The following is a 13,376-nucleotide window of genomic DNA, read 5'->3' on the forward strand; positions in this document are numbered from 1 at the left end:
GGCCGCCTTTCTGCGGCGGCGCAGTTCGCGCCTCAGGTAGGTGAAGAACATGGGGGCAAGCTGGGGACGCCCCCTGATGAAGTGTTGAGTCCGGGATAAGAGCCGCATGAGAAGAGAGCCGGGCCGGAACGAACCGATGCCGCCGCCCGCCCGGGAAGGGCGGACGGCGGCATCGGTCGGGTGGGTCGAGCAGTGGTGCCGGGCGGCCGGTGTCAGACCGCCGAGCCCGCCTTCCACTCGGCCCAGTCCATGTTCCAGCCGTTGAGGCCGTTGTCCGGGGCGATGGTCTTGTCACCGGTGTTCTTCACGACGACGACGTCACCGACGATCGAGTTGTCGTAGAACCAGGCGCCCGGCGTGTTCGGGTCGTTGGCGCCCTGGGTGTCGGCCAGGCCCACGCAGCCGTGGCTGGTGTTGGCGCTGCCGAAGATGGACTTGGCACCCCAGTAGTTGCCGTGGAGGAAGGTGCCGGAGGTGCTCAGGCGCATGGCGTGCGGCACGTCCTTGATGTCGTACTCGCCCTCGCCGTCGTCGTCGGTGAAGCCGACGGTCGCGCCGTTCATCCGGGTCTCCTTGAACTTCTCGGAGATCACCATCTCGCCTTCGTACGTCTTGTTCTCGGGCGACCCGGCGGAGATCGGGATCGTCCGGACGGTCTTGCCGTCCTGCGTGACCTTCATCTGCTTGGTCTCGGCGTCGACGACCGAGACCTGGTTGCGACCGATCTTGAAGTTGACCGTCTTCTGCTGGACGCCGTAGACGCCCTCGGCGCCCTCGACCCCGTCGAGCGCCAGCTTCAGGGTGACGGTGGAGTTCTCCTGCCAGTAGTCCTCGGGACGGCAGTCCATGCGGTTGGCGTTGAACCAGTGGCAGACGACCTCCTGGCCGCTGCTGCTGGAGACGCTGATGCCCTTCTGGACCTCGGCCTTGTTGGCGATCGCCTTGTCGAAGTTGATCGACACCGGCATGCCGACGCCGACGGTGGAGCCGTCGTCCGGGGTGAAGTTGCCTATGAAGCTGTTGGCCTGGGAGACCGTGGTGAACGACGCGTTCTCGTGGGCGGCGCGCCCCTCGGAGTCCTCGGCGGTGGCCGTCAGCTTGTAGGTGGTGGCGCGCTCCAGCTGGACACTGGGCTTCCAGCTCTTCTTGTCCGCGGCGATCTCGCCCTCGACGGCGGTGCCGTCGGTGGTCGTCATCGTGACCTCGGTGAGCGTGCCCTTGGTCACGGCGACCGCGGCGGAGTTGTTGATGGAGGCGTTGTTCGAGCCGTCCTTCGGCGTGATCCTGATCTGGGCCTCGGAGGTCTTCTTGGCCGCCGCCTCGTCGACCTGGGCCTGCGACGCGCCCTTGCCGCCGCCCCCATCGGAGCCGGCTTCCTCGCCGCCGCCGGAACACGCCGAGAGCACCATCACTCCACCGAGCAGAGCGGACGCAGCCATCAGACCCCTGCGCCGCTTACCGTCCGTCATCACACGCTTCTCCATCGTCGCCGCTTCCCCGAACCCCGCGGGCCCCCGCGCCCGAAGCTGAGAGTCCCGTCAAACACTTCAACGCTACGACCGGTAGGTCCCGTTCCATACGGGCCGCGAATGTGGGGCTCACCACGTCCGTCGCGGCCGGGCGGGGGGTCGTTCGGCCCGTGCGTCACCTGAGACGTCAGAGCCCGGGCGACGGTTGCCGCCCGGGGTCACGATTTCCCCAAACCGTGCCGGCCAGTCACATCCGCCCGGCGCAACCCGCCCTCCCCGCACCCCACTTGCAGGAGTTGCCCCATATTTCACACTTCGTCACTATTGAGTGATAAGCAAACAATGCCCGTATAATCCTATTTGCTGGTTTCACCCGAAACGTCGTCAGACTCGTCGTCCGACACGTCGTCGAATCCGTCGCCGTAGAGCTCGTCGCCCTCCTCGTCGAGGTCCCACTCGGGCGAGTCCGGGTCGTAGTCGATCCGCTCGCTGCTCCACGAGGCCTGCTGGAGTTCCACGCCCGGCACGTCGCCGACCAGACCGAACGGGTCGACGAGGTAAGCGAGCGCCTCGGCCGTGTCACCGGCCACCGCCTCCTGAGCGGGCGTCCGCTCCTCGGCGGACAGGTCGCCGTCGTCCGCGATCCTGGCCAGCGCGGCGCCGGTCACGGCGTCCACGTCGTCGACCTCGAGAACGAGGTCCACCCGAAGCCGTACAAATCGCGATGTCTCTGGAGTGCTCATGCCCGGAGCGTACGGCTCCGGCTCCCGTGACTTTCCCGTGACCCGCGATTTTCACTAACATCAGTCCACACGGCCAATTCGCCAGCGCCACAAGGGGATCGATATTCCGTGTCATCCGCTCTCCGCCCGTTGCTGACCGCCACCGCCGCAGGAACCCTCCTGTGCGCCCTGTGGTTCGTCCCGTCCGCCAACGCGACCTCGGACGCCCCGGCTCGAGGAACCACCCCCGCGAGCCCGTCTCCGCAGGTCACAGAGCAAGCGAGGGTCGTCTCCAGCACCTCGGCCAACGTCTCGACCGCGTCGTACGACGGCACCGCCGGCGAGGTCCGGCTCGCCGACACCGGCAGCTTCAACAGCACGCCGTACGTCGTCGGCGGCACCGCCTGCCTCACCCTCGGTGCGGGCTTCGTCGTCTACTCGGTACGCCGGGAACGCCTCGACTTTTAACTCGCTTGACGTTCCCTTGAGATGAACTTGACCGTGCTCCCCGGGCAGCCGCGGCACGTCACCGCAGGGGGCCTGTGACTTTCTCCACCGCCGCCAGCAGCCGTCCCTCCCGTACGAACGCCTCCGCCGCGGCGAGGTCGGGCGCGAGGTGACGGTCCGGGCCGGGACCCCCCACGCCGGCCTGCCGCGCGGCCTCGACGACGGCCCGGGTCGCGGGCGCCGGGGTGAGCCCCTCGCGCAGTTCCACCGCACGCGCGGCGGTGTACAGCTCGACGGCGATGACCCTGGTGAGGTTGTCGACCGAGGTACGCAGCTTGCGCGCGGCCGACCAGCCCATCGAGACGTGGTCCTCCTGCATCGCGGAGGACGGGATCGAGTCCGCCGACGCCGGTACGGCCAGCCGCTTCAGCTCGCTCACCAGCGCGGCCTGCGTGTACTGAGCGATCATCAGACCGGAGTCGACACCGGGGTCGTCGGCGAGGAACGGCGGCAGTCCGTGGCTGCGGTTCTTGTCCAGCAGCCGGTCGGTGCGGCGCTCGGCGATGGAGCCGAGATCGGCGACGGCGATGGCGAGGAAGTCCAGCACATAGGCCACCGGGGCGCCGTGGAAGTTGCCGTTGGACTCCACCCGCCCGCCCCCGGAGCCGAACGCCCCCGGACCGGTGCCGCCCGTACCCGTGTCGCCGGAGTCCGTCCCGTCGGGCAGCACCACCGGATTGTCGATGGCGGCGGCGAGTTCGCGCTCGGCGACCAGCCGGGCGTGCGCGATCGTGTCCCGTCCGGCGCCCGCCACCTGCGGGGCGCAGCGCACCGAGTAGGCGTCCTGGACGCGGGGGGCGTCGTCCTGGTGATGCCCCGTCATCCCCGAACCGGCGAGCACGGCCAGCATGTTGGCGGCGCTGGCGGCCTGGCCCGGATGGGGGCGGATGGCGTGCAGTTCGGGGGCGAGCACCTTGTCGGTGCCGAGCAGTGCCTCCAGGCTCATCGCGGCCGTGACGTCGGCGGACCGGTACAGGGTGTCGAGGTCGGCGAGGGCCATGATCAGCATGCCGAGCATGCCGTCGGTGCCGTTGAGGAGGGCGAGCCCTTCCTTCTCGCGCAGTTCGACGGGCCGGATCCCGTGCTCGGCGAGCAGGTCGCCGGCGGGCCGCAGGGTCCCGTCGGGCCCCTCGGCCTCTCCTTCACCCATCAGGGCGAGCGCACAGTGGGACAGCGGGGCCAGGTCGCCGGAACAGCCGAGGGAACCGTACTCGTGCACCACGGGGGTGATGCCGGCGTTCAGTACGTCGGCGATCGCCTGCGCGACCTTCGGGCGTACGCCGGTGTGCCCGGAGCAGAGGGTCTTCAGCCGCAGGAACATCAGGGCGCGGACGACCTCGCGCTCGACGCGCGGCCCCATGCCCGCGGCGTGCGAGCGGACGATGTTGCGCTGGAGCCGAGCACGCAGCTCGGGTCCGATGTGCCGGGTGGCCAGGGCGCCGAAGCCGGTGCTCACCCCGTACACGGGGTCCGGCTCGGCGGCCAGGGCGTCCACGATCTTGCGGGACGCGGCGAGGGCGGTCAGCGCCTCGCGGGAGAGCTCGATGCGGGCACCGCCGCGCGCCACGGCGAGCACGTCGGACGCGGTCACGCCGGACGCCCGCCCGTCGCCCACCACCACCCTTCCAAGGCCGCGCTTCGCGCCTTCCCCGTTCACCACAGTGTGCATATCCATATTCAGGAGCGTACGCAGTGAATTCGATGATGTCATCACCGGGACCCATGGTCACCCCTTACCGATATGCCCGTCCCCTCGCCACGCCACGGAGTCCGCCGGACCGGTACGTCCCGGGCGCCCGGCCCCCTCTCCCCAGCCCCCTACGGCGAGTGCCGCCCCCGGAACCGGCGCCGCTCCCCGTCCGGCTCCCGTACCGGCTCGTCCGCCAGACGCACGATCGGGTCACCCGGGCCCGCACGCCCGGCGACGACGGGACGGGACGCCCGCTCGGCCTTCGCGCGGTACTGCGCCGCGTCGGCCAGCCGGAAGAGCCGCCGGGCGGAGCGCACCGGCCCGATGTCGTCCCCGGTGGACGCCACCCCGCAGGCCACACCGTCCCCGACCTCCAACTCCACGGCGCGGCGGCACACTTCACCGGCGGCCTTGACGGCCTCGTCGGCGGACGGCCCCACCGCCAGCAGACAGAACTCGTCCCCGCCGAGCCGTGCCGCCAGGGCGCCGGGCAGCATGGCCCCGCACAGGGACAGCACGGTCCCGAACCGTTCGAGGAGCCGGTCGCCGACGGCGTGCCCCAGCGTGTCGTTGACCCGCTTGAGCCCGTTCAGATCGCACACGACGAGGCTGACGACGGCCCCGTCCCGGCGGTGCCGCTCGATCGCCTCGTCGAGCCGCACGTCCACGGCCCGGCGGTTGGCCAGCCCGGTGAGCGCGTCCGTGTACGCGAGCCGCCGCGCCTCCTCCAGCCGCTCGGTCTGCGCGATCCCGGCGGCGACGACGGCGGCCAGCACCGTCGCGAAGTCGGCGTCGCCCCGCACGAAGACGGGGGCACCGACCGGCCGGGCCACGTACAACTCGCCCCACGCCCGCCCGTGCAGCACGATCGGGGCGACCACGCAGCAGCCGCGCCCCCGCCTGCGCAGGGCCGCCACCCTCTGGTGGGTGTAGCCGGGCCGCCCCTCCGTCGGCCCCCGGGCGGTCTCCACCCAGGCGTCCGGCTCGCCGCCACCGGCCGCCCACCGCTCGTGCAGGAACTCGGTGATCTCGGCGAACTGGTGCACGGGGTAGGCCTCGGCGTCCGGGAACTCCTCCTCGCCCTCGGCCAGCTCGCCGACGTTGACCAGGACCCGCAGCCGTCCCAGCTCGCGCTCCCACACCGACAGTGCGGCGAAGCTCCCGCCGAGTGCCCGGCGGGCCCCATGGGCCGCGGCCCGCCAGACCTCCTGCGAACTGTGTGCGGCGGCCATGCCCTGCGCCAGCGTCACCACCGCCGCCAGCCGGCTGTCCTCACCCATCCCTCCAGGCTAAGGACGTTCGACGCGAACGGGTATATTTAAGGAGCAAACGGGATGCGTCACCATGCCCCGGACCCCCGCCGCTCCACCCCTCCGGCCCGGCGTCGCCCTATTCCCCCGGCCAGTTCGGCTTGCGCTTCTCGTTGAAGGCGGCGACGCCCTCCGCACGGTCGCCCGAGAACGCCACGGACCGCCAGGCGGCGTCCTCCACCTCGAGGCCGGCGGGCAGATCCAGTCCCTGCCCCAGCCTCAGCGCCCGCTTGGCCGCCCGCAGCCCCACCGGCGAGTTGGCGGCGATCCGGGCGGCCAGGGCCAGCGCCTCCTCCCGGTCCCGCCCCGTCTCCACCAGTTCGTCGACGAGCCCCAGCTCCCGGGCCTCGGCGGCCTCCACCCGGCGCGCCGTGAAGATCAGCTCGGCGGCCCGCGCCGCGCCCACCCGTCTGGGCAGCAGCTGGGTACCGCCGCCGCCCGGAATCACCCCGACGGAAACTTCGGGCAGCCCCACCACGGCCGTGCGGTCGGCGACGATCACATCGCAGGACAGGGCCAGTTCGAATCCGCCGCCCAGCGCGAACCCGTGCACCGCCGCCACCGTCGGCACCGGCAGCTCCAGCACGCCGGTGTAGGCCCCGCGCGCCACCGGCCGCTGGCGCACCAGGTCGGCGTCGCTGAAGGAATTGCGCTCCTTCAGATCGGCCCCGACGCAGAAGGCCCGCTCGTGCGACGAGGTCAGCACCACCGCCCGTACGGCCGGGTCCTTCCCCAGTGCCGCGCAGGCCCCGGCGAGGGAGCGGGCCATCTCGGTCGAGACGGCGTTCATGGCCTTGGGCCGGTCGAGGACGAGCTCCGCGACATGCCCCTGCTCATGCCGCCGCACCAGCACGAACTCCCCGAACCGTTCCTCACTCACGACAGCCTCCGGTTAACGCGGGCTAACATCCGTCGTCCCGATCATCGCAGTCGTCCACCGTCCGGCAAAGGGCGCGCGTCCAGTTCCCTCATCACCCCCCGTCCACCCGTTCGAGTGATATCCCGGCCGCTCCGGTCCGACCTTGCAAGGGAACGCCTAGCGTGCGAGGCACCGCGGCGCGTGGGGGGCGCGTCCGCAGGGGGAGGGATCATCATGCCGACGAACACGCCGACCAGACCGACCGAACCGCGGCCCACCGGGCCGGAGACGGCCGAGGACACACCGGCGCACACCGGATTCACCCTCTTCAGCGCGCGCATCCGGGGCCGTCACCGCAAACCCCGCCCCCGGAAACTCCTGCTGGCCGGCGGCGGGCTGGCGCTGACCGCGGGCGCCCTGAGCCTCATGCGTCTGGCCTCCGACCCGGGTCCCGCGGACCTCGGTACCGGGGCCGGCCCCCGCCCGGTCGTCCCGGACCCCTCGACCGCCACGAGCCCCGACCCGGCCGGCACGGGCGGCACGGGCGGTACCGCTGCTCCGGCCGCCCCGGCCCCGGGGGCCGGTCCCTCCTCGCCCACCGCCCTGGGCGGTCAGAGCACGCCGCTGCTCACACCGGCCGCCCCGGGCAGCACCGCCGTACCGACCACCGTGGCCTCGCCCGTCACCTCTCCGGACCCCTCGAGCGCCCCAGGCACCCCGGACACACCAGGGCTCCCGAAGCCGCCGGTCCCCACCGGCGCCCCACCAAAGGGCCCCACTCCCCCGTCGGCGCCTCCGGACCGCACACCGCCGCGGCCCCGGCCCCCGGACCGGCAGGCACCGCCCCCGCCCCCGGACCGGCCGGGCGAACCGGACGACGGCCCCGTCCTCTGTGTACCGGTCATCGGCCTGTGCGTGGGCGGCGGCCCCGGCCTCAAGGGCTGAACCGGTGGAGGCCGCCGGAGAGCTCCGCAAACCTCTAGGGGTTGTCCCGGCGGGTGAGCAGCCATGGCTCCACCACGCCCAGGCCGCGCACGGGCCGCTGCCACATCGGCTGCAGCCCGAAGCGGTACGTCGGCGGCTCCTCGCCCTCCTTCTCCGCCGCGGCCGCCGCCTCGGCGGCGGCGGCTTCGGAGGCGGGCGCGTCACCGGTGCGGATCAGTTCCTCGGCGAAGGCGGTGTCGATGAGTACGGCGTCCCGAGGAGCTATCGAGGTGAGCCGGGAGGCCAGGTTCACCGTCGTCCCGAAGACATCGCCCATGCGGGTGGTGACGGTGCCGAACGCCATGCCGACCCGGAGCTCCGGCATCGTCTCGTCGTTCGCCATGGTCTCGATCAGCCGCAGGGCGATCTCCGCGGCCGTCCCCGCGTCGTCGGCGGCGTAGAGCACCTCGTCACCGAGGGTCTTGATGAGCCGCCCGCCGCGCGCGGCCACTAGGTCGGCGGCGGTCGTCTCGAAGGCCTCGACGAGTTCGCCGAGCTCCTCCTCCTCCATCCGCCGGGTGAGCCGCGTGAACCCGACGAGGTCGGCGAACGCGACGGCGAGCCGCCGGTCCACCATCTCCTCGTCGTCGGCGGCCTGGAGCACCCGCCCGGCCGAGGCGGCGAGCTGCCGCCGCCAGACGTAGACGAGGAACTCCTCCAGCTCGGGCAGGAGCAGCTCGATGATGGGATACGTGACCTCGGTGCGGGTCATGCCCAGCTCGGGCGGCTCGGTCAGCCCTTCCAGGAAGGAGTCGATCTGCCACTCGGCCAGTCGCGCGGTGGTCTGCCCCGTGGACCGCGCCACCTGCACGGCCATGGCCTCGCTCAGCAGCCCCGCCTCCACCAGGCCTGACAGCCGGCGCAGCGCCAGGACGTCGGCCTCGGTCAACGCCTTGGCCTGTCCGACGTCGGCGAACCCCATGGCCCGCCAGAAGCGCGTGGCCGTTTCCACGGTGACGCTGGCACTGCGGGCCGCCTGAAAGGGGGTGTAACGGCGCTCGGCACCCAGAATGAGCTGTTCGAGACGCAGAGCGAGCGGGTCCTCGCCGTTGCCGGCGGGACGGGAGTCGTCCCCTCGCTCGCGCGAGGCCGAGGGTGGCGGAGGCTCCGCGCGGCCCTGCGCTTCCGTTCCGGAGTCCGAGTCGTCGACGGTCACGCGTTGCTGCCCTTCCGATCTGCCACGGCCATGTCTCGACCGGCCTCAACTCTACGGCAGGTGTGCGCCAGCTCACTCCGTCCGGTTGTGTCGACGGGTGGCACGACCGGCGCACCCGGCATCGGGGTACCCACCGTACGCATCCGCACCCGTGCCCGCGTGCGCCCCTCACCCGCCCCCGGGGCGGCGGCGGGGCACGGGACGACGGCGACCGGGCCTACGGGACGACGGGGCGCACGTGCACGATGTCGCCCGCTCCCACCGGTTCCTGCACCCCCTCCTCCGTCGCCAGCACCAGGCGCCCGTCCCCGTCGACGGCGACCGCCTCGCCCACCAGCACCCGGTCGCCCGGCAGCTCGGCCCGCACCGTCCGCCCGAGGGTCGCGCACCCCGCCGCGTACGTCTCCTGCAGGCCGCTCGCGGCCGGGTCGCCGCCCGCCGCCCGCCAGCGCCCGTACCAGTCCTCCAGCGACCGCAGCACGCCCCGCAGCAGCGGGTCCCGGTCCGTGGTCACCGCGCCCGCCAGCGCCAGGGACCCGGCGGTGGGCACCGGCAGCTCGTCGGCGCGCAGGCTGACGTTGATGCCGACGCCGATCACCACCCCGTCGTCCCCGGCCCGCTCCGCGAGGATTCCGGCGGCCTTGCGCTCCTCGCCGCCGACGGTGACGAGGAGGTCGTTGGGCCACTTCAGGGCCGTGTCGATGCCTGCCGTCCGGGACAGTCCGGTGGCCACCGCGACGCCGGTGAGCAGGGGCAGCCAGCCCCAGCGGGCCACCGGCACCTCGGCGGGCCTGAGCAGGACGGAGAAGAAGAGGCCGGAGCGGGCCGGGGCCGTCCACTGCCGGTCCAGGCGGCCCCGCGCGGCGGTCTGCTCCTCCGCGACGAGCACGGACCCCTCGCCGACCGTTCCCGCGTCGGCGCGGGCCACCAGGTCGGAGTTGGTGGAGCCGGTGCGCTGCACCACGTCGACCTGCCGCCACAGCCCGCCGTCGCGCACCAGGCCCCTGCGCAGGCCGGCGGCGTTCAGCGGCGGGCGGTCGAGGTCGGTCCAGCGTCCCGGCGTCGGCGGGAGGGCCGGCCCGGTCGTGCCATCGTCATCCGGTGACTTCGTCATGCGGCCAGCCTAGGTACGACGTCCTCCGCGGCGCAGCGGGGACGGGTCCGGAGACCGGATCACGAGACCGGGTCACCGGGGCGGTTCTCAGCCCGTTGCCCGGTCTGTGAAGGGGAAAACAGTGTGGGAAAGACCGCACTGCCGATCCCAGGGGCCGCCACTACGCTACGGATGAGTAACCGTCCCCCCTTTTGAGCAGGCAGGGAGCCGTATCCCGATGTCCGAGCCGGAAGTGCAGCAGCCCGACATTCGTACGACCGCGGGCAAGCTCGCGGACCTCCAGCGGCGCATTCACGAGGCGACGCACGCCGGTTCGGAACGGGCCGTGGAGAAGCAGCATGCCAAGGGCAAACTGACGGCCCGTGAGCGGATCGATCTGCTGCTCGACGAAGGGTCTTTCGTCGAGCTGGACGAGTTCGCCCGGCACCGTTCCACCAACTTCGGGCTGGCCGGCAACCGCCCGTACGGCGACGGCGTCGTCACCGGGTACGGCACGGTCGACGGCCGCCCGGTCGCCGTGTTCTCGCAGGACTTCACGGTCTTCGGCGGGGCGCTGGGCGAGGTGTACGGGCAGAAGATCGTCAAGGTCATGGACTTCGCCCTGAAGACCGGCTGCCCGGTCGTCGGGATCAACGACTCCGGCGGCGCCCGGATCCAGGAGGGCGTGGCCTCGCTGGGCGCCTACGGCGAGATCTTCCGCCGCAACACCCACGCCTCCGGCGTGATCCCGCAGATCAGCCTGGTCGTCGGCCCGTGCGCGGGCGGCGCGGTCTACTCCCCCGCGATCACCGACTTCACGGTCATGGTGGACCAGACCTCGCACATGTTCATCACCGGCCCGGACGTCATCAAGACGGTCACCGGCGAGGACGTCGGCTTCGAGGAGCTGGGCGGCGCCCGCACCCACAACTCCACCTCGGGCGTGGCCCACCACATGGCCGGGGACGAGAAGGACGCCATCGAGTACGTCAAGCAGCTGCTGTCGTACCTGCCGTCCAACAACCTCTCCGATCCCCCGGCGTACCCGGAGGAGGCGGACCTCACCGTCACCGACGAGGACCGCGAGCTGGACACGATCGTCCCGGACAGCGCGAACCAGCCGTACGACATGCACACGGTGATCGAGCACGTCCTGGACGACGGCGAGTTCTTCGAGACGCAGCCGCTGTTCGCGCCGAACATCGTCACCGGGTACGGCCGGGTGGAGGGCCGCCCGGTCGGCATCGTCGCCAACCAGCCGATGCAGTTCGCCGGGTGCCTGGACATCACCGCCTCCGAGAAGGCGGCCCGCTTCGTGCGCACCTGCGACGCCTTCAACGTGCCGGTGCTGACCTTCGTCGACGTGCCCGGCTTCCTGCCCGGTGTCGACCAGGAGCACGACGGCATCATCCGGCGCGGCGCCAAGCTGATCTTCGCGTACGCGGAGGCGACCGTCCCGCTGATCACCGTCATCACCCGCAAGGCGTTCGGCGGCGCGTACGACGTCATGGGATCCAAGCACCTGGGCGCCGACCTCAACCTGGCGTGGCCCACCGCGCAGATCGCGGTGATGGGCGCGCAGGGCGCCGTCAACATCCTGCACCGCCGCACCATCGCCGAATCGGGCGACGCCGAGGCCGCCCGCGCCCGGCTGATCCAGGAGTACGAGGACGCGCTGCTCAACCCCTACGTGGCGGCCGAGCGCGGCTACGTCGACGCGGTGATCATGCCGTCGGACACCCGCCGGCACATCGTCCGCGGGCTGCGTCAGCTGCGGACCAAGCGGGAATCCCTGCCTCCGAAGAAGCACGGCAACATCCCGCTCTGATCCCTGTGACCCCTGCCCGCCGGGCCCTGCGCACCGGGGCCCGGCCGAGCGATTGGAAGACACCATGACGATCAAGGTCGTACGGGGCAACCCCACCCCGGAGGAGCTGGCCGCCGCACTGGCGGTGGTCCGCGTGCGCGCCGCGGCGGCGTCCGCCGTGCCGTCCGGCGCGCCCGCTCCCCGCGACTCCTGGTCCGACCCGTCCCGCGTCGCCGGCCGGCTCCTGCCCCAGCCGGGGCCGACGGCCTGGTCGCGGACGTACTGGCCGGGGGCCTGAGCCCGTCGTCCGGCTCGTGCCGGGAAGTTGAGTACGCGTACTCAGGCGGTGCCGGGGCGGGCGGCCGGACGATGGAGAGCATGCTGTGGTCCGACCCCGAGAACGAGCCGCCGAAGGAACTGCGGGACACGCAGGAGATGCTGCGGCGGCTGGGCGTTCTCGTGGCGCTGGCCATGGTGCTGTCGATGATCGTGATCGGCGTGCGGTGAGATGCCCGGCCGTCGGGCCGTCCGGGCCCGGGCTTCCGTCGGGCCGGGCGGGCGGAGGCGTCCGGCCGCCACGCCGATGGGCGGATCCGCCGATACGCTGATCGCATGACAGATCAGCCCCGCCGTCGGCTCGTGCTCGCCTCCCAGTCCCCCGCCCGGCTCGGGCTGCTCCGCCAGGCCGGACTCACCCCCGAGGTGATCGTCAGCGGCGTCGACGAGGACGCCGTCACCGCGCCCACCCCGGCCGAACTGGCCCTCGCCCTCGCCGAGGCGAAGGCCTCCGTGGTGGCGGCGAAGCCGGAGGTGCGGGGCGCCCTGGTGATCGGCTGCGACTCGGTGCTCGAGCTGGACGGCCAGGCCCTCGGCAAGCCCGCGGACGCCGAGGAGGCCACCGCGCGCTGGAAGTCGATGCGGGGCCGCGCGGGCATCCTCCAGACCGGCCACTGCGTCTACGACACCACCGCGCACGGCAGCCGGTACGCCTCCGCCACCGCGTCCACCGTCGTCCGCTTCGGCGAGCCCTCCGACGAGGAGATCGCCGCCTACGTCGCGTCCGGCGAACCGCTCCACGTCGCGGGCGCGTTCACCCTGGACGGCCGCTCGGCCCCGTTCATCGAGGGCATCGACGGCGACCACGGGAACGTCATCGGCATCAGCCTGCCACTGGTGCGCCGTCTGCTGGCCCGGCTGGGCGTGGGCATCACGGAGCTGTGGGCGCCGCCGGAGAGGTGAACCCGTCGGCGCCGTTCCTGCCGTCCCCGCCCGCGGGCTCGGCGGGTCCGGTGGCGTCGGCGGGCGCTCCAGGGCGGCCGTCGGGGTCGTACGTCATCAGGAGCAGCACGATGAGGGCGAGCACCACCACCATGGAGAGGAACGCGGACGCGCCGACCAGTCCCCACGCGAGGGCACCCAGCAGCGCGTGCACCACGGCGGCACTGATCAGCAGGACCCGGCCCGCCCCGGAGGGCGCGCGGTCGCGCAGGGCGACCAGCAGCGCGACGAGGCCGCACAGGGCGAAACAGAGCCCGAAGACGATGCCGGCGGCCTTCGAGGACACCGATGTCATGTGCGGGTCGAGGCCGGCCAGTGACATGTGCTGCCGGTCGACGACGACCCCGAGCAACCAGTTCAGGGCGGCGACGCCGAGCCCCTCGGCGAAGAGCACGAGTGCCACGATCCACGCCACCGGTCTGCGGACCACCGGCCCCCACCCACTTTCGAGCACGACTGTGGTTACCCCGAGTACGCTCAAGGCAGCGCGAACGTTACTGA

At 72.3% G+C, this 13,376-nt stretch carries 14 protein-coding genes; 6 read left to right on the forward strand and 8 right to left on the reverse strand.

The window, feature by feature from the left end:
• Positions 1 to 212: 212 nt before the first annotated feature.
• Complete coding sequence (locus tag ACIF80_RS02440; RefSeq protein WP_399798360.1) at positions 213 to 1,469, reverse strand: Ig-like domain-containing protein; 1,257 nt, start codon at positions 1,467 to 1,469, stop codon at positions 213 to 215.
• 356 nt (positions 1,470 to 1,825) lie between these two features.
• A complete protein-coding gene (locus ACIF80_RS02445; RefSeq protein WP_399798363.1) occupies positions 1,826 to 2,212 on the reverse strand; it encodes a hypothetical protein in 387 nt (128 codons plus the stop codon).
• Positions 2,213 to 2,320: 108 nt separating this feature from the next.
• Between ACIF80_RS02445 and ACIF80_RS02450 the strand changes: the two genes are divergently transcribed.
• Positions 2,321 to 2,659 (forward strand): LPXTG cell wall anchor domain-containing protein, encoded by a 339-nt coding sequence (locus ACIF80_RS02450; RefSeq protein ID WP_399798365.1) that lies wholly within the window; start codon positions 2,321 to 2,323, stop codon positions 2,657 to 2,659.
• 58 nt (positions 2,660 to 2,717) lie between these two features.
• Here the strand turns inward: ACIF80_RS02450 and hutH are convergent, their stop codons facing one another.
• From hutH to ACIF80_RS02465, 3 genes are all read right to left on the reverse strand, one after another.
• Positions 2,718 to 4,373 carry a histidine ammonia-lyase gene (gene hutH, locus ACIF80_RS02455; protein ID WP_399798368.1) on the reverse strand — a complete coding sequence of 552 codons (1,656 nt, stop codon included), beginning with the start codon at positions 4,371 to 4,373 and terminating at the stop codon, positions 2,718 to 2,720.
• A gap of 143 nt (positions 4,374 to 4,516) precedes the next feature.
• The gene (locus ACIF80_RS02460) at positions 4,517 to 5,668 is read right to left on the reverse strand and encodes a diguanylate cyclase domain-containing protein (RefSeq protein ID WP_399798371.1); all 1,152 of its coding nucleotides are present in this window, start codon (positions 5,666 to 5,668) and stop codon (positions 4,517 to 4,519) included.
• Between the two features lie 109 nt (positions 5,669 to 5,777).
• Positions 5,778 to 6,578, reverse strand: a complete 801-nt coding sequence (locus ACIF80_RS02465) for an enoyl-CoA hydratase/isomerase family protein (protein ID WP_399798374.1) — start codon at positions 6,576 to 6,578, stop codon at positions 5,778 to 5,780.
• 213 nt (positions 6,579 to 6,791) lie between these two features.
• On the opposite strand from ACIF80_RS02465, the gene ACIF80_RS02470 reads away from it, so the two are divergent.
• On the forward strand, positions 6,792 to 7,502 hold the full coding sequence (locus ACIF80_RS02470) for a hypothetical protein (RefSeq protein WP_399798377.1): 711 nt from the start codon (positions 6,792 to 6,794) through the stop codon (positions 7,500 to 7,502).
• A 34-nt stretch (positions 7,503 to 7,536) separates the two neighbouring features.
• Here the strand turns inward: ACIF80_RS02470 and ACIF80_RS02475 are convergent, their stop codons facing one another.
• Both ACIF80_RS02475 and ACIF80_RS02480 read right to left on the reverse strand, forming a co-directional pair.
• Positions 7,537 to 8,697 carry an adenylate/guanylate cyclase domain-containing protein gene (locus ACIF80_RS02475; RefSeq protein ID WP_399798379.1) on the reverse strand — a complete coding sequence of 387 codons (1,161 nt, stop codon included), beginning with the start codon at positions 8,695 to 8,697 and terminating at the stop codon, positions 7,537 to 7,539.
• A 217-nt stretch (positions 8,698 to 8,914) separates the two neighbouring features.
• Positions 8,915 to 9,811, reverse strand: a complete 897-nt coding sequence (locus tag ACIF80_RS02480) for a biotin--[acetyl-CoA-carboxylase] ligase (protein ID WP_399798381.1) — start codon at positions 9,809 to 9,811, stop codon at positions 8,915 to 8,917.
• A gap of 217 nt (positions 9,812 to 10,028) precedes the next feature.
• Here ACIF80_RS02480 and ACIF80_RS02485 point away from each other — a divergent pair, with 217 nt between their 5' ends.
• From ACIF80_RS02485 to ACIF80_RS02500, 4 genes are all read left to right on the forward strand, one after another.
• Positions 10,029 to 11,618, forward strand: a complete 1,590-nt coding sequence (locus ACIF80_RS02485; RefSeq protein ID WP_399798383.1) for an acyl-CoA carboxylase subunit beta — start codon at positions 10,029 to 10,031, stop codon at positions 11,616 to 11,618.
• Between the two features lie 64 nt (positions 11,619 to 11,682).
• Positions 11,683 to 11,895 carry an acyl-CoA carboxylase epsilon subunit gene (locus ACIF80_RS02490; protein WP_399798384.1) on the forward strand — a complete coding sequence of 71 codons (213 nt, stop codon included), beginning with the start codon at positions 11,683 to 11,685 and terminating at the stop codon, positions 11,893 to 11,895.
• 80 nt (positions 11,896 to 11,975) lie between these two features.
• Positions 11,976 to 12,104, forward strand: a complete 129-nt coding sequence (mmpB, locus tag ACIF80_RS02495) for a morphogenic membrane protein MmpB (RefSeq protein ID WP_399798386.1) — start codon at positions 11,976 to 11,978, stop codon at positions 12,102 to 12,104.
• 105 nt (positions 12,105 to 12,209) lie between these two features.
• Complete coding sequence (locus tag ACIF80_RS02500; protein WP_399798388.1) at positions 12,210 to 12,836, forward strand: Maf family protein; 627 nt, start codon at positions 12,210 to 12,212, stop codon at positions 12,834 to 12,836.
• On the opposite strand, the gene ACIF80_RS02505 is transcribed toward ACIF80_RS02500, so the two are convergent.
• Positions 12,805 to 13,305, reverse strand: coding sequence for a hypothetical protein (locus ACIF80_RS02505; protein ID WP_399798390.1), 501 nt, complete (start codon positions 13,303 to 13,305; stop codon positions 12,805 to 12,807). The two genes, ACIF80_RS02500 and ACIF80_RS02505, sit on opposite strands and share 32 nt — an antisense overlap.
• Between the last annotated feature and the right edge of the window lie 71 nt (positions 13,306 to 13,376).

The organism is Streptomyces sp. NPDC085927 (assembly GCF_044540975.1).
GTDB classification, from domain to species: Bacteria; Actinomycetota; Actinomycetes; order Streptomycetales; family Streptomycetaceae; genus Streptomyces; species Streptomyces hirsutus.